At 62.9% G+C, this 22,173-nt stretch carries 30 protein-coding genes and 1 other RNA gene; 27 read left to right on the forward strand and 4 right to left on the reverse strand.

Annotated features, from left to right (window positions below; genetic code table 11):
• Nucleotides 1–187 precede the first annotated feature (187 nt).
• From QFZ42_RS16890 to QFZ42_RS16985, 20 genes are all read left to right on the forward strand, one after another.
• Nucleotides 188–379 carry a hypothetical protein gene (locus QFZ42_RS16890; protein ID WP_307702059.1) on the forward strand — a complete coding sequence of 64 codons (192 nt, stop codon included), beginning with the start codon at nt 188–190 and terminating at the stop codon, nt 377–379.
• Nucleotides 376–1,122: a pentapeptide repeat-containing protein gene (locus QFZ42_RS16895; protein ID WP_307702060.1), complete on the forward strand. Its 747-nt coding sequence runs from the start codon at nt 376–378 to the stop codon at nt 1,120–1,122. The genes QFZ42_RS16890 and QFZ42_RS16895 overlap by 4 nt, the downstream gene beginning before the upstream one ends.
• Nucleotides 1,119–1,256: a hypothetical protein gene (locus QFZ42_RS16900; protein WP_307702061.1), complete on the forward strand. Its 138-nt coding sequence runs from the start codon at nt 1,119–1,121 to the stop codon at nt 1,254–1,256. Before QFZ42_RS16895 ends, QFZ42_RS16900 begins: the two co-directional genes overlap by 4 nt.
• Nucleotides 1,253–1,507, forward strand: coding sequence for a hypothetical protein (locus QFZ42_RS16905; protein WP_307702062.1), 255 nt, complete (start codon nt 1,253–1,255; stop codon nt 1,505–1,507). Before QFZ42_RS16900 ends, QFZ42_RS16905 begins: the two co-directional genes overlap by 4 nt.
• A complete protein-coding gene (locus tag QFZ42_RS16910) occupies nt 1,504–1,782 on the forward strand; it encodes a hypothetical protein (RefSeq protein WP_307702063.1) in 279 nt (92 codons plus the stop codon). Before QFZ42_RS16905 ends, QFZ42_RS16910 begins: the two co-directional genes overlap by 4 nt.
• Nucleotides 1,779–2,147 (forward strand): hypothetical protein, encoded by a 369-nt coding sequence (locus QFZ42_RS16915; RefSeq protein ID WP_307702064.1) that lies wholly within the window; start codon nt 1,779–1,781, stop codon nt 2,145–2,147. The genes QFZ42_RS16910 and QFZ42_RS16915 overlap by 4 nt, the downstream gene beginning before the upstream one ends.
• Nucleotides 2,144–2,353: a hypothetical protein gene (locus QFZ42_RS16920; protein ID WP_307702065.1), complete on the forward strand. Its 210-nt coding sequence runs from the start codon at nt 2,144–2,146 to the stop codon at nt 2,351–2,353. Before QFZ42_RS16915 ends, QFZ42_RS16920 begins: the two co-directional genes overlap by 4 nt.
• Nucleotides 2,354–2,355: 2 nt before the next feature.
• A complete protein-coding gene (locus QFZ42_RS16925) occupies nt 2,356–2,649 on the forward strand; it encodes a hypothetical protein (RefSeq protein WP_307702066.1) in 294 nt (97 codons plus the stop codon).
• Nucleotides 2,646–2,984 carry a hypothetical protein gene (locus QFZ42_RS16930; RefSeq protein ID WP_307702067.1) on the forward strand — a complete coding sequence of 113 codons (339 nt, stop codon included), beginning with the start codon at nt 2,646–2,648 and terminating at the stop codon, nt 2,982–2,984. Before QFZ42_RS16925 ends, QFZ42_RS16930 begins: the two co-directional genes overlap by 4 nt.
• Nucleotides 2,981–3,130 (forward strand): hypothetical protein, encoded by a 150-nt coding sequence (locus tag QFZ42_RS16935; protein ID WP_307702068.1) that lies wholly within the window; start codon nt 2,981–2,983, stop codon nt 3,128–3,130. The genes QFZ42_RS16930 and QFZ42_RS16935 overlap by 4 nt, the downstream gene beginning before the upstream one ends.
• 9 nt (nt 3,131–3,139) lie before the next feature.
• A complete protein-coding gene (gene bet / locus QFZ42_RS16940) occupies nt 3,140–3,946 on the forward strand; it encodes a phage recombination protein Bet (RefSeq protein WP_307702069.1) in 807 nt (268 codons plus the stop codon).
• On the forward strand, nt 3,943–4,176 hold the full coding sequence (locus QFZ42_RS16945; RefSeq protein WP_307702070.1) for a hypothetical protein: 234 nt from the start codon (nt 3,943–3,945) through the stop codon (nt 4,174–4,176). The genes bet and QFZ42_RS16945 overlap by 4 nt, the downstream gene beginning before the upstream one ends.
• Before the next feature lie 199 nt (nt 4,177–4,375).
• Nucleotides 4,376–5,017, forward strand: coding sequence for a DUF551 domain-containing protein (locus QFZ42_RS16950; RefSeq protein ID WP_307702071.1), 642 nt, complete (start codon nt 4,376–4,378; stop codon nt 5,015–5,017).
• The gene (locus tag QFZ42_RS16955) at nt 5,014–6,219 is read left to right on the forward strand and encodes a hypothetical protein (protein ID WP_307702072.1); all 1,206 of its coding nucleotides are present in this window, start codon (nt 5,014–5,016) and stop codon (nt 6,217–6,219) included. The genes QFZ42_RS16950 and QFZ42_RS16955 overlap by 4 nt, the downstream gene beginning before the upstream one ends.
• Complete coding sequence (locus QFZ42_RS16960; RefSeq protein ID WP_307702073.1) at nt 6,216–6,515, forward strand: hypothetical protein; 300 nt, start codon at nt 6,216–6,218, stop codon at nt 6,513–6,515. The genes QFZ42_RS16955 and QFZ42_RS16960 overlap by 4 nt, the downstream gene beginning before the upstream one ends.
• A complete protein-coding gene (locus tag QFZ42_RS16965; protein ID WP_307702074.1) occupies nt 6,512–6,766 on the forward strand; it encodes a hypothetical protein in 255 nt (84 codons plus the stop codon). The genes QFZ42_RS16960 and QFZ42_RS16965 overlap by 4 nt, the downstream gene beginning before the upstream one ends.
• Nucleotides 6,763–7,020 carry a hypothetical protein gene (locus QFZ42_RS16970; RefSeq protein ID WP_307702075.1) on the forward strand — a complete coding sequence of 86 codons (258 nt, stop codon included), beginning with the start codon at nt 6,763–6,765 and terminating at the stop codon, nt 7,018–7,020. The genes QFZ42_RS16965 and QFZ42_RS16970 overlap by 4 nt, the downstream gene beginning before the upstream one ends.
• A gap of 55 nt (nt 7,021–7,075) precedes the next feature.
• Nucleotides 7,076–7,528, forward strand: coding sequence for a hypothetical protein (locus tag QFZ42_RS16975; RefSeq protein ID WP_307702076.1), 453 nt, complete (start codon nt 7,076–7,078; stop codon nt 7,526–7,528).
• A complete protein-coding gene (locus tag QFZ42_RS16980) occupies nt 7,525–7,740 on the forward strand; it encodes an excisionase (protein ID WP_307702077.1) in 216 nt (71 codons plus the stop codon). The genes QFZ42_RS16975 and QFZ42_RS16980 overlap by 4 nt, the downstream gene beginning before the upstream one ends.
• Nucleotides 7,701–8,882 carry a site-specific integrase gene (locus QFZ42_RS16985; RefSeq protein WP_307702078.1) on the forward strand — a complete coding sequence of 394 codons (1,182 nt, stop codon included), beginning with the start codon at nt 7,701–7,703 and terminating at the stop codon, nt 8,880–8,882. The genes QFZ42_RS16980 and QFZ42_RS16985 overlap by 40 nt, the downstream gene beginning before the upstream one ends.
• 128 nt (nt 8,883–9,010) lie before the next feature.
• Here the strand turns inward: QFZ42_RS16985 and ssrA are convergent.
• From ssrA to ompA, 4 genes are all read right to left on the reverse strand, one after another.
• Nucleotides 9,011–9,395: a transfer-messenger RNA gene (gene ssrA / locus QFZ42_RS16990) on the reverse strand.
• A 12-nt stretch (nt 9,396–9,407) separates the two neighbouring features.
• Nucleotides 9,408–10,076, reverse strand: coding sequence for an HAD-IA family hydrolase (locus QFZ42_RS16995; protein WP_307702079.1), 669 nt, complete (start codon nt 10,074–10,076; stop codon nt 9,408–9,410).
• Entirely contained in the window at nt 10,073–10,801 is a 729-nt protein-coding gene (gene ubiG / locus QFZ42_RS17000; protein WP_307702080.1) for a bifunctional 2-polyprenyl-6-hydroxyphenol methylase/3-demethylubiquinol 3-O-methyltransferase UbiG, read from the reverse strand. Before ubiG ends, QFZ42_RS16995 begins: the two co-directional genes overlap by 4 nt.
• Nucleotides 10,802–10,924: 123 nt before the next feature.
• A complete protein-coding gene (ompA, locus tag QFZ42_RS17005) occupies nt 10,925–11,578 on the reverse strand; it encodes an outer membrane protein OmpA (RefSeq protein ID WP_307702081.1) in 654 nt (217 codons plus the stop codon).
• 224 nt (nt 11,579–11,802) lie between these two features.
• Here ompA and gyrA point away from each other — a divergent pair, with 224 nt between their 5' ends.
• The 7 genes from gyrA to rpsA all read left to right on the forward strand — a co-directional run bounded on the left by gyrA (nt 11,803) and on the right by rpsA (nt 22,145).
• Nucleotides 11,803–14,448 (forward strand): DNA gyrase subunit A, encoded by a 2,646-nt coding sequence (gyrA, locus tag QFZ42_RS17010; protein ID WP_307702082.1) that lies wholly within the window; start codon nt 11,803–11,805, stop codon nt 14,446–14,448.
• Nucleotides 14,445–15,032: a DUF2059 domain-containing protein gene (locus QFZ42_RS17015; protein WP_307702083.1), complete on the forward strand. Its 588-nt coding sequence runs from the start codon at nt 14,445–14,447 to the stop codon at nt 15,030–15,032. Before gyrA ends, QFZ42_RS17015 begins: the two co-directional genes overlap by 4 nt.
• 1 nt (nt 15,033) lies before the next feature.
• Nucleotides 15,034–16,170: a 3-phosphoserine/phosphohydroxythreonine transaminase gene (gene serC, locus QFZ42_RS17020; protein ID WP_307702084.1), complete on the forward strand. Its 1,137-nt coding sequence runs from the start codon at nt 15,034–15,036 to the stop codon at nt 16,168–16,170.
• Nucleotides 16,171–16,195: 25 nt separating this feature from the next.
• The gene (pheA, locus tag QFZ42_RS17025) at nt 16,196–17,317 is read left to right on the forward strand and encodes a prephenate dehydratase (RefSeq protein WP_307702085.1); all 1,122 of its coding nucleotides are present in this window, start codon (nt 16,196–16,198) and stop codon (nt 17,315–17,317) included.
• Between the two features lie 14 nt (nt 17,318–17,331).
• Nucleotides 17,332–18,213: a prephenate dehydrogenase gene (locus QFZ42_RS17030; protein ID WP_307702086.1), complete on the forward strand. Its 882-nt coding sequence runs from the start codon at nt 17,332–17,334 to the stop codon at nt 18,211–18,213.
• Nucleotide 18,214: 1 nt separating this feature from the next.
• Nucleotides 18,215–20,227, forward strand: a complete 2,013-nt coding sequence (locus QFZ42_RS17035) for a bifunctional 3-phosphoshikimate 1-carboxyvinyltransferase/cytidylate kinase (protein WP_307702087.1) — start codon at nt 18,215–18,217, stop codon at nt 20,225–20,227.
• Between the two features lie 229 nt (nt 20,228–20,456).
• A complete protein-coding gene (gene rpsA, locus QFZ42_RS17040) occupies nt 20,457–22,145 on the forward strand; it encodes a 30S ribosomal protein S1 (RefSeq protein ID WP_281149803.1) in 1,689 nt (562 codons plus the stop codon).
• Nucleotides 22,146–22,173 lie beyond the last annotated feature (28 nt).

Here is a 22,173-nt window from a genome sequence, read left to right on the forward strand (position 1 = left end):
ACGTCTTTTCACATTGACAGCCGCCCTTTGAGGCGGCTTTTTCATGGGCGCTTATGCCGTCTCGTCGGGTTAAACCGAACCCTTAATGACTTCATATTCTGACGTGTAAGTCTGGTCCAGCTTGACCAGGTAGTTGGGTTGAGCCATACTTCATTCACTCGCCAACCAACCTGGAGCAGTGAAGAAGATGACCACCAAGCCCAAGACCCGCAAGCCGACGCAAGCCGAGAAGGCGACTGCCGAGCAGCTTCTGTTCCGCATCGTCGAGCAGCACTCCGACGCGATCCTGAACGCCCGAGACGGCGAGGTGAATCGCAAGCTGGTGAAGGAGACGTTCGACATCTCCACAGCCTTCCATGCGCACGAGGTGACCGCATGAGCGCCGCGAAGATCAAGATCGTGTCGCGCTGGAACGCCGCCGCCGTTCTCTTCGAGTGCGATGCGCCCGAGGGCATGGAATCGGGCCTCTACATGCGCCATGCGCTGGAGAAGGCGACGCAAGCTCGTGCCTACCTGAGCGATGCCGACCTGCGCGGTGCCGACCTGCGCGGTGCCGACCTGCGCGATGCCTACCTGAGCGGTGCCGACCTGAGCGGTGCCGACCTGCGCGGTGCCTACCTGAGCGGTGCCGACCTGCGCGGTGCCTACCTGAGCGGTGCCGACCTGCGCGGTGCCTACCTGAGCGGTGCCGACCTGCGCGGTGCCTACCTGAGCGATGCCGATGGCAAGCCTCTCCCGCGGGCCACGCCAGAGCAGGCAATCGAAAGCCTGGACAAGGTGCGCGCAATCGTGCTCGACGACGAAGCGCGCCTGAACATGGGCCACTGGCACGGCACTGATGAATGGAGGGGCCGCACTTGCGCCGAAGAAGCGGTTTGCGGGACCACTCATTGCCTGGCCGGCTGGCTTCAAGTCTGCACCACGGAGCCCGCGCTCAAGACCCTCGAGCCGCAACTGGCTGGCATCCTTGCGGCACCTATCGCATCCAAGATGTTCTTTCGCGGCGATTCGGAGGCGCTGGAGTGGCTTCGTGATCGCAAGTACGTCGCTGAAACCGCCGAGGCCGAAGTGCGTGCAAAGGCGCGAGCGGCACGCAAGGCGGCAGAAGGCGGTGCCGCATGAACTACCTCTTCAACATCGAAACGGCGCTGTTCCTTGATTCGGTCACTGTCGTTATCTCTGACGGTGAAGAAGCGCAGATGGTCTGGGCTGAGTTTCTTGCTGGCAACGAGCTGGCTCTTGAGGTGGCGAAATGAGCGGCATTAGCACAAGCCATCCGGTCGCCATCTTGCGCACTCACCGCGGCCTCGATGTCGAAACCTACGCAAGTGAATTGGATTGCGTGCTGCAAATCATCAACAACGGCAGTCTTGGTCGCGCCATTGATCCTCGTATGCACGGCTGGGCCAGTGAGCCGCACCGGGAAGCGGTGAAGCGCGTCATTGCTCACGCGCAAGAAGTCCTTGTCGCCATCGACGAGCAGATCGTGAAGGACAACGCATCGTGAACGCCTACCCCCACATCGAGCGCCGCGATTCTGGCCCTGCCTATCTCGACCGCACGTTTGACGCAGCGGACGAACAGCGCCTGTACGACTACGACGCTGCCCTTACCCGCCACCGCCGCGAGTTCAACGCGATGGAACTGGGCGATCTTTGCTGCGATGACGCGCTGCTGTCTGCGGTGAGGTCTGGTGATCCTTCCATTGTCGGGCATGTGCTGCTTGGCATGTATGAAGCGAGGCTGCGCGCGCTGGCGGCTTGGGCTGCGGAGGTTGCATGAAAGACAACCGCATCATGGAAACGCACGAGGTTGCCTTCCCGTTCGTGCGTGACAAGTATGACGGCCCATTCGACGGCGAGTTTGCTGCCGATGTGGACACATGGCGCCCAGGAACTCGATGCGAGTCCGACGAATACGACGAGGAATGGCAAGCCGACGCCATGGGAAAGATGGTTCTGCATGTCGTCGGACGGTTCAAGCCGGGCAAGTACCCCGAGCGCACCTTCTACCTGCGTAGCTTCGTCGATCCGGCTGGCCGCACGTTCGGCAAGGACAACTTGCGCGTGATTGCTTCGGCAGCGTTCAAGCGGATGCTGAAAGGCTACCGACACGAGTTCACTCTGCCAGAGCCGGAGATTGCATGACCGCCATCCTCCGCACCATCTCCGACTGCGCCTACGGCATTGCAGGAGTGCTGTTCGTGCTGTCGGCGTACATCGCTGCCGCAAGGCTCGACATGCCGAACGAAACCGATGCGCTCGCGCTGACTGCCGAGGTATCGAACGACCGCGCCGCTGAGTTTGCGGCATTCAACAACCAAGAAGCGGCGGCTGTCGCGAGTAAGGAGTGAGCATGGCTAAGCAGATCGTCAAGGGCATCGTCCACTACTGCAAGGAAGTCTGGGACGACCACGCGACCTATGAGATTTTCCCGTTCGACATGTCGGAGCACGGTGGGCGGGTTGTCATTGGAGCGCGTGATTTTGAAATCGACGTTCCCGATGACTTCAATCCAGTGCCCCAGATGGTTGCCGCTCTTGAAGAGCAGAAGCGGCAAATCCGCTTGGAGATGGGCGCCAAGCTGGCTCGCATCGACGAGAAGATCAGCAAGCTGACGTGCATCGAGCACACGGTGGAGGCAGTATGAAAGCGCTAGGCATTAAGGAAAACTTCCGCGTAGTCGCGGAGCCTCGCGATCTGGGCGACTTCGGCTATGTGCGCGCAGGGCTCGGTCTGGTTTATGGACGCGGCCCTGAGGCTCAGAAGCAAATCGAGCGTGACTGGCAAGACCGCTGCGATGAGATTGCCAAGGACATCAAGCGTCATGTGGATGCTGTGGCAAGCGTCGGCGTTGAGTTCGACCAGTTGCACGTTTGCAGCCACTGCGGAGCATCGTGGACTGAGGTCAGCGCCGAATACAACGGCGGCTGCTGTGAGGCCGACGAGAACGCGCAACTTGAGCGCGAAAAGGTGGCCGCATGAACCCCATCCACAACCCTGTCGGCGACAACCGAGACGCAGCAGACGAGATGCCATCGGCTTCGTTTGCAACCGTCCTGACCGCCTTCTTCGCAATCATCTTCGTGGTTACCGGGCTTGTTGCTGCGGTGATTCACGGGCTTCCCTGAAAGACTGCTATGAGCACTCAACTCGCAACCCTTACCAACAAGCTCGCCGCGCGTCTCGACATCGGCGACGGCTCCGGGATGATCGACACCCTGAAGGCCACCGCCTTCAAGGGCCAAGTCACCGACCAGCAAATGATGGCGCTGCTGATCGTCGCCAATCAATACGGCCTCAACCCCTGGACGAAGGAAATCTACGCCTTCCCCGACAAGAACAACGGCATCGTGCCCGTGGTCGGCGTGGACGGCTGGAGCCGGATCATCAACAGTCATGCCCAGTTCGACGGCATCGACTTCGAGCAGGACGAAGCAAGCTGCACTTGCACGATCCACCGCAAGGACCGGGGCCATCCGATCCGCGTGACCGAGTACATGGTGGAGTGCAAACGCCCTGTCGGCCCGTGGCAATCGCATCCCTACCGCATGCTGCGCCACAAGGCGCTGATTCAATGCGCGCGCCTGGCGTTCGGCTTTGTCGGCATCTTCGATCAGGACGAGGCCGAGCGGATCATCGAAGTGCAGGCGACCGAAGTGCCCCGCCACTCTCCGACGCGCGGCGCTCCCGATGAAGTCTCCAGCATCACCAAGGAGCGCGAGGAAGAACTGCGCGAAGCCTGCGATCTGGCGATCCTGAAGTTCACCGATGGCGATGAAGTCGCGGCCTACGAGCAGGTTTCCGGCATCGACGACAGCGACGAAAAGATGTTCGTCTGGAACTACCTCAAGCCCAACTCGGCCTTGCGCTCGGCGATCAAGCGCCTGCAAAAGGCCGACCGCGAAGCAAACCAAACCGAATCGATGCCGAGGGAAGTTGCATGAACACCGAACCCACCTACCGCATCGCTCAAGTGCTTGGCGCTTCTGGCGAAACCGGCGAACTCCCCCTTGGTAGTAGTGGCGGGGGGAGTGCTGTATTGCCTGAACTTCCCGAGGCGTATGACGGCGTACCCCATCGCGAAGGGCTTGGCATTCTCGATGCTTACACCGCCGACCAAATGCACGAGTACGCCCTCGCTGCCATCGCCGCCGCTACGGGGGCGCGAGTATGAGCGCCGGGCCGTTCGTCGTTTACGGCAAGACGGATGACACAAAGTACTCCGTCCGAACGGCGCAAGGGCTCGCCGTATGCACCTGTGCCTATAACCCGGCGACTGGCTTTAGCGATGACCGGCAGGAGATGGCACAACTGATCGCAGACGCGCTGAACGCCTACGCCGCTGCGATTTCCAAAGCAACCGGAGCCGCATCATGACCCGCCTTGATGGGGACTGCTTGGCTGAGCGCGCCATTCGTGAAGCGCTTGCTGCTGGGCCTACGACAGGGCCGTGGATGCAGGCTCATCGCCGGAACGATGAAGGTTTGTTCAACACTGAAGTGTTCGACCATTCGAGCGAAGCCATTGCCCTGCTGACGTGGTATCCGAAACAGATGGGCAACGGAGTGACTGCGACGTACCGAGAGCAAAACGCCCGCTACATCGCCGCTTGCAACCCCGAAGCGATGCAAGCGCTACTCGCCGAAGTGGACCGCCTGCGTGCCGCTCTCTCCGCAACCAAGCAGGGAGGGAAGGCAGAGTGGTGGATCAGCGTCGATGAGCGGTTGCCCGGCCCTGGCGTAGCCGTGCTCGCCTTCTTCCGCAACACCCATGGCAAGGGCCGAGTGGTTCGCGCCCACCATGCCCCGAAGCACACCATCGAAGCTGGCCATTGGGATGAAGACGTGGAGACGGACAACACCGAAGACGGCAGCTTTGAGCCCGAGGGCTGGTACGAAGACCCCGCTGTCGGCGAAACACTGTCGTTCATCAGCCCGCAAAGCGATGGAGTCGTGACGCACTGGCAACCAATGCCTCCCGCCCCTGCAGCCCAACCCCAAGGAGACAAGCCATGAAATCGTCCGTTGTCTGCCAAGAGTGCGGCATGCGCTGCGGTCCGAACGAATTCCATCCCTTCGCCGCATGCTTGATGTTCAAGGGCTGCCACGATTCCGACAAGGTGCGTGCGAATCTCGCCTTCCTCGCCACCCATGCAGGCGCAGCAGCCGAGCCGAGCGATGCGCAGATCATGGCGCTATGGCGCGAGTGCAGCATTCCGACCGATGAGAACGACCACACCACGGGACCGCTGCCATTCGCTCGCGCCTTGCTCGCACTCACGAGCGCACCGGCAGAGCCCGAGCATCAAGGCCAGCAATTCACGACTGCCTACCCGCTGCTGAATGATCTGCTTCAGGAGACGTGGTGGATGGCTCGTGGCCCAAACAACATGGACACAGGCATGGCGTGGTACGAATCGCTGACCGCGTTCCTCGATTCCATCGCACCGGCAGAGACTCCGCCAGCGGCAGGCGCTGCGCAGGCGAGTGAAGCGCCGCTTCAAGCTATCGACGCGATCCTCTTCCAATGCGACCGTGGGAACGTGGGCCTGCCTTGGCTCATTGACGCCCTGCGTGGAATTAAGGATCGTGCGGCAGGCGCCGTGCAAACGTTGAACCGTGCTGACGCGGTGAATCTCGCCAGAAACATGCTCACGTTGCGCGACTGCAAAGGCATCACGACATACGGGGTCCGCGTCCTGTGCGACGCCGTGATGGCCATGGATGCCGCCCTCGCCGCAACCCCAGCGCCCGAGGGCCTGGAGGCGATTCGCGCCCTGTGCGTGGGCCGCGCCGAATGGCGAGTTGCCCGGGACGACGGCGCGTACTGCATGAGCTTCAGTCGCGACGATTCTCACAACCCAGAACAAGAAGCAAACGAGTGGCTGGCTAGGCACCTCTGCGATTACCCGGAGCGGTTCATGACGTACAAGGTGCAGCGTGTCGTCGTGCAGTCGCAGCTTCAGGAAGAAGCGCTCGCCTTGATCGTCCGCCTCTCCGACGCCGAGGCAGAGATTGCCGCGCTGAGGGAAGACGCTGCGCGGCTGGACTGGCTGACCGGCCAGGACAACTGCGTAGTCAGCGAAGGCACGAACGGCTTCTGGCTGAGTTGGATCGATGAGAACGACCCGGAGCGCACCGAGTATCAAAAAGGATCGCACCCGACAGCTCGCGCCGCCATTGACGCAGCCAGGGCAGCGCAGGAGGTAAAGCCGTGAGCACTCCAAAGCACCGCGACGAGTACCGCCCGGCTGGCACTTGCTGCGACTGGCTGACCTTTCGTGACGGCTTCCTGGAAGCCTTCGCCAAATGGTTCGATACGCCGCCGACAGACAAGCACTGGGCATCCGCTCTGCGTGACTGGAAGCATGCGAACACCGGCTGGGAGGCCGCTCACAACGCGCAGCGCCGAGCAAAGGAGCGCGTCACCAAGGAAAAGCTGGTTCACCTCGGCGGGCGTAACTATGCGCTCGAAGGCAGTGCGCTGGCGAAGAAATACGGAAGGCCATCATGACCACACTGCAAGCAGAGTTTGAGGCGCTGATGCCGGAAGCTGTGATATTGCTGTGGCAAGACCATCCTTCCGGCGCCATACCGGTGCGCGGCTACACCGCCGACCAGATGCGCGCGATGTTCGACGCAGCCACAGAGCGCGCGGCAAAGCTATCCGCCGACCTCGCCAACGACGCAGCGATCAAGTACGCAGGCGGCTACCCCGTCGATTTCGAGCAAGAGGTGGCCGCTGCAATAAGGGGCACTCCATGAACACAATCCGCGATTACCTGCCGTGGCTGCTGTCAGCCTGCTCGCTACTCATGTCTGTGCTGACGGGCAACCTATGGCGCTATGCATGGCTGTTCGGCCTTGGCATCCAGTGCTTGTGGCTCATCTGGATTTACGCGGCGCAGGCCTATGGTTTCCTGCCGCTGTGTCTCGCCTTGTTCGTGATCTACACGCGCAACCATCTCAAGTGGAGAAACGCTGACGCTGCAATAAGGGCTACCGGGGGTGAGGGATGAGCGCGACGACCTACGCCGAGCAGCGCGGGCGTTCTAGTCACAGGAAGGACGGGGATTGACCAATCTAACTCGCCAAGAGCTTTGCGTGCGGCTCAAGATCAGCGAATCGACGGTGCGCCGCCTTGAGGCCAAGGGCATGCCTACGATCACGTCCGAATGGATGAAGGCCAAACGCTACAACCTGGTCGAGGTCATGAAGTGGCTACGGCCAGCCGACCCCGACAGGGCGGCAGCCGCCGCCATCGACTCGCCACGCAACTACTACGGGGGCAATGCGCGGGCGAAAGCGCTCAAGCGAATGCCCCCGTGGGCCGACAAGAAGGCAATCAAAGCGATCTACGCTGAGGCACGCCGGCTGACCGCCGAGACTGGCATTCTGCACCAAGTTGACCACGACATACCGCTGAACGGCCGCGAAGTCTCGGGACTGCACGTCGAGTCCAACCTACAGGTTCTCACCCACACAGAGAACAGCCGCAAGCACAACCATTTTGAGGTGGATGCATGAGCGCGAACGAAGCACATTACCGCTGGGTGAAGCTGTCCAAGCACTGCGACGCCACCGGGGACACCCCTGACGCCGTGCACGCCAGGCGCCGGAAGCGGGTCTGGATGGATGGCGTACAGTGCCGCCTCGGGCCGGACGGCAATCTCTACATCAACCCCGAGGAGTACAACAGATGGGTGGAAAACCAGCCTTCGACTGTCCGCGCGGCGTGAGCATCCGGGAGTTCAAGCACGAGGAGCGGATCCAGATCGCCTTCAGCTACAGGAACACCGAATGCCGCGAGCTGCTGCCGCCGCAGAAGATCACCAAGAGCGCGCTCCAGTATGCCTCTGGCCTGCGGTCGGAGATCCAGCGCAAGATCAAGGACGGCGTTTTCGTCTACGCCGACTACTTCCCGGGCAGCGAGAAGGTGAAGCGGTTCGGCAAGGCGTCCAAGCACGTACTGATCGGCAAGCTTCTCGACGACCAGCTGGAAACCTACGAGAAGCAGGTTCAGAACAAGACGCTCTCGCCGAGCACGCTGGATGGCTACCGGAAGGCCATTAAGAGCGAACGCATGAGCGAGTGGCGCAAGAAAACGCTGGCCGAGGCCACGCCGAGCGCGCTGCGTGACTGGATCGGCGAGATGGGCGTGACGACCAAGTTTGCCCGCAACCTCCTGACGCCGCTGCGGAGCGTGTTCGAAGATGCCCTGAATGACGACCTGATCGCCTTCGACCCATTCGAGCGAATCGCCCTGACCAAGCTGCTGAAGCAGACCTCCAAGCCCAGCGAGTACGAGGCTGACCCATTCACGGCCGACGAGCGTGCAACGCTGCTCGCGCACGCCCGGCCGGACGAGCACCCACTGGTGCAGTTCTGGTTTGCCACCGGACTGCGCCCCGGCGAGCTTTTGGCACTCCGCTGGGCCAAGATCGACTTCAAGGCCGCTACGGCGCTGATTGACCTGAACCAGGTGGCCGGTGTAGAGAAGGGGCCGAAGACGGAAGCCGGGATCCGAACGATGGATTTGAACCCCGAGGCGATGGAGGCCCTGGAGGCGCAGAAGCCCGCGAGCCTGCTGGCCGGCGAGCACATCTGGCTCAACCCGCGCACTGGCAAGGCGTGGCAAACCGATGCGCAGCTTCGCAAGACACTGTGGGTGCCGCTGGTGGGCCGGGCGGGCATCCGCTACCGCAACCCCTACCAGGTGCGCCACACCTACGCCAGCGCGCTCCTGACAGCGGGGACGAACCCCTGGTACGTCGCCCAACAGCTCGGTCATGCCGATGTGACGATGGTCTTCCAGACTTACGGGAAGTTCATCGGCGAGGACTATCAGAAGCCGAAGGCCAAACTGAAGGCGGTGGCGTGATGGCCGCGTGCGAATTTCCCCCGTCCTGCGTGCGAAATACGTGCGAACCGAACGCCAACTTTGGACGGTTCCAGGCGGTTTGGAGGGGCGAACGCCAATGGTCTTTCATTGGCGTTGACCGTTTTAGATGGTGGAGCTGGGGGGATTTGAACCCCCGTCCGCAAGCCTTCATCGCGCAGTTCTACATGTTTAGTGATCTGATTTGAGTCTCGCTTCCGGAGTCGCGCAGTCACACGCTAAACCGGACGCCAGCACCCTATTTTCTCGCCCCGACCCAAGGTACCCGGATCGGAGCCAGCCCATGTAATTATCCTTGCAGCCGGGAGGTCAGGATTGCTCCAGACCCCCTTGCCCAGCCCATCGGCCAACTGTTGCAAGGCTCACTGGCAATTAAGCAGCGAGTGCGAAACGTTCGTCGTTTGCAGTTAGTTTGTTTGAATCTGTTTTACGAGCGCATTCAGCTCGACATGCCCCGCTGCGACTCCGAACCCACGTCGAAACCAGTGCAGCCCCAAGGCTTCTATTTTAGGCCAGGTTGAGAAACTGCAAGAGCTCCAAGGGCGAAGAAATTGCGGCGTCCGCCTCCCAGAGCGTGGCATCGGCCTGCGGTCCCATGTAGCCGTAGGTCGCGGCGACGGTTTTCATGCCTGCGGCGCGGCCCGCGATGATGTCGCGTTCGTCGTCTCCCACATAGATGCAGGCGCTGGACGGAATTCCAAGCCGGCGCGCCGCTTCGTGCAAAGGCTCGGGGTGGGGCTTGGAAAAAGGCGTCGTATCGCCGCTCACGACAGCACCTGCGCTGCTGAAAAGCGGAATCGCGCGGGTCAGCGGATCGGTAAAGCGTGCCGATTTGTTGGTAACCACGCCCCAGGCCAGGCCGCGCGCGCAAATGGCGTCGATGAGCGCCTGCACGCCCTCGAACACCTGCGTGTTGAGCAGCATGCGGTTTTCGTAGGCAACGAAGAACTCTTCCCGCAGTTCGGCGAACTCCGGCGCCTCGGGCGTGATGCCGAACGCCACGCCGAGCATGCCCCGCGCGCCGGCGCCCGCCATGAACCGGTAGCGCTCCAGCGGATAGGACTCGAGGCCGCGATCGGTGCGCATCTTGTCGGCTGCGGCGCCCAGGTCGGGCGCGCTGTCGATCAGCGTGCCGTCCAGGTCGAACAGCACGGCCTGCACTGCTGCGCCCGTCACGCTTGCGAACCCGCCGAAGCCGGCTTTTGCGTCGCGAACATGTAGTTGACGCTGGTGTCGCCGCTGAGCCAATAGCGCCGCGTCAGCGGGTTGTGCTCCATCCCCCGCGTATGCCGCAAATCGAGACCGGCCGCGCGGCAATGGGCGGCAAGTTCGCTGGGGCGAATCAGCTTGGCGTACTCGTGCGTGCCACGCGGCAACATGCCAAGTACGTATTCGGCGCCGACGATCGCCAGCATGAAGGACTTGAGGCTGCGGTTGATGGTCGAAAAGAACACCCAGCCACCAGGCTTGACCAACGTGGCACAGGCCTGAACGATCGAAGCGGGCTCGGGTACGTGTTCGAGCATTTCCATGCAGGTCACGACGTCGAAACTGCTTGGCTGCTCCGCGGCCAGCGCTTCCGCGCTGATTTCCCGATATTTGACGCCCTTCGTGCCGGCCTCCAGCGCATGCAGCTTGGCCACCTTGAGCGCCTTGCTCGCCAGGTCGACTCCGAGCACGTCGGCGCCTTTTCGGGCCATCGAATCGGCAAGGATTCCTCCTCCGCAGCCGATATCGAGCACCTTGCGCTGGGAAATGGGTGCAATACCGTCGATCCATTCCAGGCGGAGCGGATTGATTTCGTGGAGCGGGCGGAATTCGCTGTCCAAATCCCACCAGCGATGGGCAAGTTCCGAAAACTTGGCGAGTTCCGCCGGATCGGCATTCACGTTTTCTGTCATGCCGTGATTATGAAACGGAGAATGCGCCGGAGAACATCAGCGGGCACTCGCTCCTCTAGCAAGAATTCGACAGGCATAAAAAAACCCCGCCGAGGCGGGGTTTTTTTTAGCGATTCAATCGAATCACTTGTTGGCGCGGGTGCCAACCACTTCGATTTCCACGCGACGGTTCTTGGCGCGGCCTTCCTTGGTGCGGTTGTCCGCAACAGGTTGCTTCTCGCCCTTGCCTTCGGTGTAGACGCGGTTGCGTTCGATGCCCTTCGAGACCAGGAAGGCCTTGACGGCTTCGGCGCGGCGCACCGACAGACGCTGGTTGTACGTGTCCGAACCGATCGAGTCGGTGTGACCCACGGCAATGATCACTTCCAGGTTGACGTCACGGATCTTCGAGACCAGATCGGTCAGCTTGGCGCGACCTTCAGGCTTGAGAACCGACTTGTCGAAGTCGAAGAATGCGTCAGCAGCGAAGGTAACCTTCGAAGCAGCGACTTGAGGTGCAGGCGTAGGAGCCGGAGCGCCCGGGGTGGGAGCCACTGCAGCAGGAGCTGCCGGAACCAGAGCGCCGTCGCAACCGGCGGCGGCGGTAGCCGGCGTCCAGTTGGCATCGCGCCAGCACAGTTCGTTCGTGCCGTTCTTCCAAACCAGTTCGCCGGTGCCGTTTTGCCAATTGTCGATCGTAGGACCGCCATCAGCAGCGGTGACACGGGTCTGCGCGCCGGCGGCAGTGGCGAGCGCAGCGACTGCAAACATCATCGCCACTTTATTCAGTTTCTTCATGGTTCTCCTCTTGGGGAAAAAGCCGCAGCCGCGCTGCGAATCAAGGACGCTTTAAGTGACCACCACCCAAAACGTTGAGGCGATTGTGCCATAGGGTCTTTGGCAAACAGCCCGGCGGGCACCCCGGAAGCGTAGGACGGAGGCGGAATAGCCGCCATCTGTTGCGGCGGTACGACACCCCTCACAGCGTAAAATTTCGCCTTCCTGCCGCCAGCCTCTCGCTCATGACCTCATTCGCCAAAGAAACCCTGCCCATCAGTCTTGAAGAGGAAATGCGCAGCAGCTATCTCGATTACGCCATGAGCGTGATCGTGGGCCGAGCGCTCCCCGATGCGCGCGACGGCCTCAAGCCCGTGCACCGGCGCGTGCTGTTTGCCATGCACGAGCTCAACAACGACTGGAACCGGGCCTACAAGAAGTCCGCCCGTATCGTGGGCGACGTGATCGGTAAGTACCACCCGCACGGCGACCAGTCGGTCTACGACACCATCGTGCGGCTGGCGCAGGACTTTTCCATGCGCCATATGCTGGTGGACGGACAAGGTAACTTCGGCTCGGTCGACGGAGACAACGCGGCCGCAATGCGGTATACGGAAATCCGGCTGGCCAAAATTGCGCACGAAATGCTGGCGGATATCGACAAGGAAACGGTCGATTTTCAAGACAATTACGACGGCTCCGAAAAAGAACCCAAGGTCCTGCCGAGCAAACTGCCCAATTTGCTGGTGAATGGCTCCGGCGGTATTGCGGTGGGCATGGCCACCAATATTCCACCGCACAATCTCAATGAGGTGGTGGATGCCTGCCTGCACATGCTGCGCAATCCGCAGGCCACCATCGACGAACTGATGGAAATCGTGCCGGCGCCCGACTTCCCGACCGCCGGCATCATTTACGGCATCAATGGTGTGCGGGACGGCTACCGCACCGGCCGGGGCAAGGTCGTGATGCGCGCCAAATGCCACTTCGAGGACATCGATCGCGGCCAGCGCCAGGCGATCATCGTCGACGAGCTCCCCTACCAGGTCAACAAGAAGACGCTGCAGGAGCGCATGGCCGAACTGGTGCACGAGAAGAAGATCGAGGGCATCAGCCACATCCAGGACGAGTCCGACAAGTCGGGCATGCGCCTGGTGATCGAACTCAAGCGCGGCGAAGTACCCGAGGTGGTGCTCAACAACCTCTACAAGCAGACGCAGCTGCAGGACACCTTCGGCATCAACATGGTGGCGCTGGTCGACGGCCAGCCCAAGCTGTGCAATCTGAAGGACCTGATCGAGGTCTTCCTGCAGCACCGCCGCGAAGTGGTGACGCGCCGCACCGTCTTCACCCTGCGCAAGGCCCGCGAACGCGGCCACGTGCTCGAAGGCCTGGCGGTGGCGCTGGCCAACATCGACGAGTTCATCCGCATCATCCGCGAGTCGCCCACGCCGCCGGTCGCCAAGGCCGAACTCATGACCCGCAGCTGGGACAGCAAGCTGGTGCGCGAGATGCTCACGCGTTCGCGCGCCGACGGCGGCGTGGTCAACGCCGACGACTACCGTCCCGAAGGCCTGGAGCGCGAGTTCGGCATGGGCTCGGACGGTCTCTATCGCCTGTCGGAAACCCAGGCGCAAGAAATCCTGCAGATGCGCCTGCAGCGCCTCACCGGCCTCGAGCAGGACAAGATCGTTGCCGAATACAAGGAGGTCATGGCCGAGATCGACGACCTGCTCGACATCCTGTCCAAGCCCGAACGGGTCTCGGTCATCATTGGTGAAGAGCTCGGCACCATCAAGCACGAGTTCGGCCAGTCGAAGCTCGGCGCGCGCCGCAGCCTGGTGGAGCACAGCGCCTTCGATCTCTCGACCGAAGACCTGATCACACCGACCGACATGGTGGTCACGCTTTCGCACAGCGGCTACATCAAGAGCCAGCCGCTGAACGAATACCGCGCGCAAAAGCGCGGCGGCCGCGGCAAGCAGGCCACCGTGACGAAGGAAGACGACTGGATCGACCAGCTCTTCATTGCCAATACGCACGACTACATCCTGTGTTTCTCCAACCGCGGCCGGCTCTACTGGCTCAAGGTGTGGGAAGTACCGGCGGGTTCGCGCGGTTCGCGGGGCCGCCCCATCGTCAACATGTTCCCGCTGCAGGAAGGCGAGAAGATCAACGTGGCACTCGCGCTCACCGGCGAGAAGCGCAACTTCCCGGCCGACCAGTACGTGTTCATGGCCACGTCGATGGGCACGGTCAAGAAAACCACGCTCGACGAATTCAACAACCCCCGCAAGGGCGGCATCATTGCCGTGAACCTCGACGAAGGCGACTACCTCATCGGCGCGGCCCTTACCGACGGCAAGCACGACGTGATGCTGTTCAGCGACGGCGGCAAGGCCGTTCGCTTCGACGAAGAAGACGTGCGTCCGCTGGGCCGCAATGCGCGCGGCGTGCGCGGCATGTCGCTCGATGCGGGGCAAGGCGTGATCGCCATGCTGGTGGCCGAGGACGAACAGCAAAGCGTGCTCACCGCCACCGAAAATGGTTACGGAAAGCGCACAAGCATTACCGAGTACACCCGCCATGGCCGCGGAACCAAAGGCATGATTGCGATTCAACAGAGTGAGCGCAACGGCAAAGTCGTTGCCGCCACCCTCGTGCATGCGGACGATGAGATCATGCTCATCACCGACAAGGGCGTGCTTGTGCGCACCCGTGTAGCCGAGATTCGTGAACTAGGTCGCGCAACGCAAGGCGTCACGCTGATCGGGCTCGACGAAGGCGCCAAACTAAGCGGGCTACAGCGTATCGTCGAGAACGACGCCAACGGCGAGATCGAGCCGGACGCAGACGATACTTCCACATCTTCAACGGAGAACCCTCAGTGAAAAAATTCAAGCTCGCACTTCTGACTGTCGCCCTGGCTGGCAGCTCGATGGCCGCCATGGCCCAGGACAAAGCCGCGCTTATCAAGCAGTTCATCGATGTGCAGCGCCCCGGCATCGAATCGCTGGCACGCGGCCTGGTCGAACAATCGAGCGCCCCGATTGCCCAAGCCGGTTCGCAGTACCTGCAAACGCAGGTGCCCGAAGCCAAGCGCGAATCGGCCGCCAAGGCAGCCGACGCCGAACTCAAGAAGTACTTCGACGACGCCTACCCGATCGTGCGCGACAAGGCCGTGCAGCTGGCACCCACCGCCCTGACCCCGTTGCTCGAGCAGAACTTCAGCGAGGAAGAACTCAAGCAGCTGCTGGCCTGGATCAACTCGCCGCTCAGCAAGAAGTATCAGGACCTCAATCCCAAGATGCAGACCGCGTTGACCGAAAAGCTCGTGACCGAAACGCGCGCCACCATCGAACCCAAGATGCGTGCGCTCGACGAAAACGTGGCCAAGGCACTGGGTGCGCCGACTGGCGGCCAGCAAGGCGCCGCTCCCGCCAAGGCCCCGGCCAAGGCTCCCGCCAAGAAGTGACGTGACACAACAGCAGCAGCCCAAACCCGCCGGCGCGCGTCCGTACAATTTTTCCGCCGGTCCGGCCGCCATGCCGGAGGCGGTGCTGCAACGCGCCGCCTCCGAAATGCTCGATTGGCAGGGCAGCGGAATGAGCGTGATGGAAATGAGCCATCGCGGCAAGGAATTCGGCGCCATCTGCACCCGGGCCGAAGCCGACATCCGCACGCTGCTGGCTGTGCCCGAGCACTTCCACATCCTCTTCATGCAGGGTGGCGGACTCGGCGAGAACGCCATCGTGCCGATGAACCTGTCGCGCGGCAAAACCGCCGACTTCGTGATCACCGGCAGCTGGAGCATCAAGTCCCAGAAAGAAGCGCAGCGCTATTGCACTGCGCACATCGCCGCCAGCAACGCCGGCGACCATCACACCAAGCTGCCAGATCCCTCGACCTGGCAGCTGAGCCAAGACGCCTCGTACGTGCACCTCTGCACCAACGAGACCATCAACGGCATCGAGTTTCAGCAGCTGCCCGACCTCTCGACCCTCGGCAGCAATGCGCCGCTGGTCATCGATTTTTCGTCGCACGTGGCGTCGCGCAGCATCGACTGGAGCCGCGTCGGCCTTGCATTCGGCGGCGCACAGAAGAACCTCGGCCCGGCCGGCCTGACGCTCGTGATCGTGCGCGACGACCTGCTCGGCCGTGCGCTCGAGATCTGCCCGAGCGCGTTCAACTACAAGACGGTCGCCGACAACAAGTCCATGTACAACACCCCGCCGACGTGGGGCATCTACATGGCAGGGCTGACTTTTCAGTGGTTGCTGCAACAAACCGAAGGCGCGCTCACCGGCATCGCCGCCATGGAGCAGCGCAACATTGCGAAGGCGAACCTGCTGTACGGGTTCATCGACGCTTCCGGCTTCTACGTCAACAAAATCGACCCGAGCTGCCGCTCGCGCATGAACGTGCCTTTCTTCCTCGCCGACGAAAGCCGCAACGAGGCGTTCCTGGCCGGTGCGCGGGAGGCCGGCCTGCTGCAGCTCAAGGGCCACAAGTCGGTCGGCGGCATGCGCGCGAGCATCTACAACGCCATGCCGCTGGAAGGCGTACAGGCATTGGTGAGCTACATGCGAGAATTCGAGCGATCGCATGCCTAGGCGCATGCCCTAGCTGCTCGCACCGATGACCGCCTCCGCTCCAACACCGCCCTCCTCTCCCGACAACTCCGAAAGCCTTGCCGGTCTGCGCGTGCAGATCGACTCGCTCGACCAGCAACTGCTCAGCCTGCTCAATGAGCGGGCCCACGTGGCGGAGCTGGTCGGCGAGGTCAAGAAACGTGAGGGCACGCCGTATTTCCGCCCCGACCGCGTGGCGCAAGTCATCGAGAAGATGCAAAAGAGCAACGGCGGTCCGCTCAAGGACCTGCATGTGGCGGCCATCTGGCGCGAGATCATGTCGGCCTGCCTGGCGCTCGAGTCGCCGCAGCGCGTCGCGGTGCTGGGGCCCGAGGGCACCTTCTGCGAGCAGGCGGCCATCGAATACTTCGGCGGTGCCGCCGACCTGATCTACTGCGCGAGTTTCGACGAGGTGTTTCACGCCACGGCCGCGGGCAGTGCCCAGTACGGCGTGGTGGGCGTCGAAAACTCGACCGAGGGCGTGGTCACGCGCTCGCTCGACCTGTTCCTGCATTCGCCCACCCACGTGGTCGGCGAGGTCAGCCTGCTGGTGCGCCACCATCTGCTGCGCAGCAGCAACACGCTCGACGGGGTGGAGGCGGTGCTGGCCCACCCGCAAGCGCTGGCACAGTGCCAGACCTGGCTTTCGAAGCACCTGCCCAACGCCGAGCGGCGCGCCGTTTCGAGCAACGCCGAAGGCGCGCGACTCGCGGCCACCAACCCGGCCTGGGCCGCGTTGGCCGGCGAACGCGCCGCCACCCGGTTCGGGCTGCACATCGTCGCGCACGCCATCCAGGACGATTCGTACAACCGCACCCGCTTCTCGGTGATCTGCCTGCCGCAGACGCTGGCCATGCCGCCGGCATCGGGACGCGATTGCACGAGCCTGATCGTTTCCGTGCCGAACCGCCCCGGCGCCGTGCACGACCTTCTGGTGCCGCTGAAGCTCAACAACGTGTCCATGACCCGCTTCGAATCGCGCCCCGCGCGCACCGGCCAGTGGGAGTACTACTTCTACATCGACCTCGACGGCCATCCCTCGCAGCCCAACGTGGCCGCCGCGCTGGCCGAACTGCGCGGGCTCTGCGCGTTCTACAAGGTGCTTGGCGCCTACCCCGTCAAAGCCTGAGCCGGACACGCACCATGTTCGAGCAATTGGGATTGATCGGCTGCGGCCTCATGGGCGGCTCCTTCGCGCTCGCGCTCAAGCGCGCGAAGCTCGTGAAACGGGTGGTCGGCTACAGCAAATCGCCCTCCACCACCGAGCGGGCTCGCCAGCTCGGCGTGATCGACGTGGTGGCGCCTTCCGCGCTGCTCGCGGTTTCGGGCGCCGACCTCGTGCTGCTGGCCGTGCCGGTGGCGGCATCGGAAGCGACCTTCAAGGCCATCCGCCACGGCATGTCGACCGACACGCTGGTGATGGACGTGGGGTCGACCAAGGGCGACGTGATCGAAGCCGCGCGCAACGGTTTGCAAGGCCAGTTCGCGAACTTCGTTCCGGCCCACCCGATCGCCGGCAAGGAGGTGTCCGGCATCGAACATGCCGAAGCTTCGCTGTACGTCGGCCGCAAGGTCGTGCTGACGCCGGTCAAGGCCACGCTGCGCTCGAACGTGCAGCGGGCTTCGCAGCTCTGGAGCGGCATTGGCGCCAATGTCGTCACCATGACGCACGAAGAGCACGACAGTGCCTTTGCAGCGGTGAGCCATCTGCCGCACCTGCTGGCCTTTGCCTATGTCAACGCCCTCATCGCGCAGCCGCAGGGCGACCGCTTTCTGAGCCTTGCGGGGCCCGGCTTTCGCGATTTTTCGCGCATCGCGGCCAGCGATTCGGTCATGTGGCGCGACGTGCTGCTCGCCAACCGCGAGCAGGTGCTGCTGCAGTCGCAGGCCTTCCGCAAGGCGCTGCTGGACCTCGAGGCGCTGATGGGCGCGGCCGACGCCCAGGCGCTGGAGCAATCGATTGCCGCCGCCCGAAAGGTCCGCGCCGCCTGGCAGCCCAACACCGACGCCTCGCAGGACTCCTGACATGTTCTCGACGGCATTCCTCGACATTCCCCCGCTGGCGGCGGCCGCGGGCACCGTCCGGCTGCCGGGCTCCAAGAGCATTTCGAACCGCGTGCTGCTGCTGGCCGCGCTCGCGAGCGGCACCACCACCATTCACGACCTGCTCGACTCCGACGACACCCGCGTGATGCTCGATGCGCTGCGCGCGCTCGGCTGCGGCATCGATGCAGCGGGCAGCACGCTGCGCATCACCGGCATCGGCGGGCAACTGAAGTCCAACGACCAACTGCTGGCGCTCTTTCTTGGCAATGCCGGTACGGCGATGCGACCGCTCACCGCGGCCCTGTCGCTGCTCGGCGGCGATTTCGAACTGAGCGGCGTCCCTCGCATGCATGAGCGGCCGATCGGCGATCTGGTCGATGCACTGACCCAGCTCGGCTGCCGCATCGACTATCTCGGCAACCCCGGCTATCCGCCGCTGCGCATCCGGCCGGTCGATCACGGCGAGCTGGTGCTCGATGCGCCGATCCGCGTGCGCGGCGACGTGTCGAGCCAGTTCCTGACCGCCCTCCTACTGGCATTGCCGCTGGCAGCCGGCAAAGACATCGTCATCGAGGTCGTAGGCGAACTCATCTCCAAACCGTATATCGAGATCACGCTGAACCTGCTGGCGCGCTTCGGCATCGCCGTGCGCCGTGACGGCTGGGAGCGCTTCACCATTCCGGCCGGTAGCAGCTACAGCTCGCCGGGCGGTATCCATGTCGAGGCCGACGCCTCGTCCGCCAGCTATTTCATCGCGCTGGGCGCCATTGCAACGGGCACGTCGGGCCGGAACGGCATCCGGATCGAAGGCGTCGGCGCCGATTCGATCCAGGGCGACATCCGCTTCATCGACGCCGCCCGGCAAATGGGCGCGCAGGTCGACAGCGGGCCGAACTGGCTCGAAGTGCGCCGCGGCGCCTGGCCCCTCAAGGCCATCGATCTCGACGCGAACCACATTCCCGATGCCGCGATGACGCTGGCCGTGATGGCCCTCTACGCCGACGGTCCGAGCACGCTGCGCAACATCGCCAGCTGGCGGGTCAAGGAAACGGACCGCATCGACGCCATGGCCAACGAGCTGAAAAAGCTGGGCGCCATGGTGGAATCCGGTCCCGATTTCATCCGGGTGCATCCGCTCGCCTCGGCCGATTGGCAACCCGCCATCATCCGCACCTACGACGATCATCGCGTGGCGATGTGTTTCTCGCTCGCGGCGTTCAACCCGGCCGGGGTGCCGGTGCGCATTCTCGAGCCCCATTGCGTCGCCAAGACTTTTCCAGACTACTTCGAAACGCTGTTCTCGGTGGCCGAAGCCGCCGAGGTGCCTGTGATCTGCATCGACGGCCCGACCGCGTCGGGCAAGGGCACGCTGGCAGCCGAAGTCGCGCGCCTGCTGGGCTACCACTACCTGGATTCGGGTTCGCTGTACCGCGTAACCGGCTTGGCCATGCGGCGCGCCGGGCTTAGCGCCGACCCGCAGCACGAGGCGCAGATCGCCGCGCTCGCGAGCACCCTTCCGCTGCTCTTCGCCGAAGGCAAGGTCCTGCTGGCCGGCGAGGACGTGAGCGACGAAATCCGCACCGAAGCCGCAGGCATGGACGCGTCCCGCGTTTCCACGCTTCCCGCCGTGCGCGAGGCGCTCCTGGCCCTTCAGCAGCGCTTTCGGCAGCTTCCGGGCCTGGTGGCGGACGGCCGCGACATGGGGACCGTGATCTTCCCCGACGCAGGGCTCAAGGTCTTCCTGACGGCCAGCGCGGCCCAGAGGGCTGAACGCCGGCATAAGCAGTTGATTTCAAAGGGTATTTCGACTACACTCGACAGTCTTCGCTCCGACTTGGAAGCACGCGACGCCAGGGACTCGTCCCGCAGCGTCGCCCCTCTCAAGCCGGCGCAGGATGCCCGCCACCTCGACAACTCCCAGCTGTCCATCGAGCAATCGATCGATACGGTGTTGAACTGGTGGCAGGAAATTCAACCGTTCAAGCCCGCTTGAGCGGTTTGAAGTACGGCCCTTCAAGTCCGCTTGAAAGGCTCGCGCCAACCGGGTCGTCCGGATGGCGCCTACCGCTCCAGCAGGCTCTTCTCGCGCGACAGCGCACCGGCCTTCTGGTTGTTCAACCAACCCGGGCACCCGCCCACAAACCGCCGTCTCCAGACTTACAGCAGCCGCACGCAATTTCGCAATAGCGCCTGCCAACCCTGCCTGACGGAAGGAACCATAAATGTCTGAATCTTTTGCCGACCTATTCGAAGAGTCCCTGAAGCGTTCCGAAATGCGCACCGGCGAGGTCATCACGGCCGAAGTCGTGCGCGTCGAACACAACCACGTCGTCGTGAACGCCGGCCTCAAGTCCGAAGCGTACGTGCCGATCGAGGAGTTCAAGAACGACAAGGGCGAACTCGAAGTCCAGGCCGGCGATTTCGTTTCCGTTGCCATCGGCAGCGTTGAAAACGGCTACGGCGACACCATCCTCTCGCGCGACACCGCCAAGCGTCTGGCTTCGTGGCTCGCTCTGGAGAAGGCCCTGGAATCGGGCGACTTCGTCACCGGCACCACCAGCGGCAAGGTCAAGGGCGGCCTCACCGTGCTCGTCAACGGCATCCGCGCATTCCTGCCGGGCTCGCTGATCGACACGCGTCCGATCAAGGACCTGACCCCGTACGAAAACAAGACCCTCGAATTCAAGGTCATCAAGCTCGACCGCAAGCGCAACAACGTCGTGTTGTCGCGCCGTGCCGTGGTTGAAGCCAGCATGGGCGAAGAACGCGCCAAGCTGATGGAAACCCTGAAGGAAGGCGCTGTTGTCCGCGGCGTGGTCAAGAACATCACCGAATACGGTGCGTTCGTCGACCTCGGCGGCATCGACGGCCTGCTGCACATCACCGACATGGCATGGCGCCGTGTTCGCCACCCGAGCGAAGTCGTTCAGGCCGGCCAGGAAATCACCGCCAAGATCCTCAAGTTCGACACCGAAAAGAACCGTGTCTCGCTGGGTCTCAAGCAAATGGGCGACGACCCGTGGATGGGCGTTTCGCGCCGCTACCCGCAATCGACCCGCCTGTTCGGCAAGGTCACGAACATTGCCGACTACGGCGCGTTCGTCGAACTCGAACCCGGCATCGAAGGCCTGGTGCACGTCTCCGAAATGGACTGGACCAACAAGAACATCGCTCCGAACAAGATCGTCTCGCTGGGCGACGAAGTCGAAGTCATGGTCCTCGAAATCGACGAAGACAAGCGCCGCATCAGCCTGGGCATGAAGCAGTGCAAGGCCAACCCGTGGCAAGAGTTCGCGCAGAACACCAAGCGCGGCGACCGCGTCAAGGGCCCGATCAAGTCGATCACCGACTTCGGCGTGTTCGTGGGTCTGGCTGCCGGCATCGACGGCCTGGTTCACCTCTCGGACCTCTCGTGGAACGAAGCCGGCGAAACCGCCGTTCGCAACTACAAGAAGGGCCAGGAAGTCGAAGCCATCGTGCTGGCAGTCGACGTCGACCGCGAGCGCATCAGCCTGGGCATCAAGCAGCTCGACAGCGATCCGTTCACCACGTTCACCACCGTGAACGACAAGGGCCAGATCGTGACCGGCAAGGTCAAGACGGTTGATGCCCGCGGCGCTGAAATCGACCTCGGCGAAGACATCCTCGGCTACCTGCGTGCTTCGGAAATCTCACGCGACCGCGTCGAAGATGCCCGCAACGTGCTGAAGGAAGGCGACGAAGTCACTGCCATCGTGCTGAATGTGGATCGCAAGACCCGCAACATCCAGCTGTCGATCAAGCAGAAGGACATGGTCGACGAACAAGGCGCCATGGCCAACCTGAGCCAGCAGTCGGCACGCGAAAACGCGGGCACGACGAGCCTGGGCGCCCTGCTGCGCGCCAAGCTCGACAACAACGACAGCAAGTAAGCTGAGTCGGAAGACAGAGCAGGCCCCG

It is taken from the genome of Variovorax paradoxus (assembly GCF_030815855.1).
GTDB lineage: Bacteria > Pseudomonadota > Gammaproteobacteria > Burkholderiales > Burkholderiaceae_C > Variovorax > Variovorax paradoxus_M.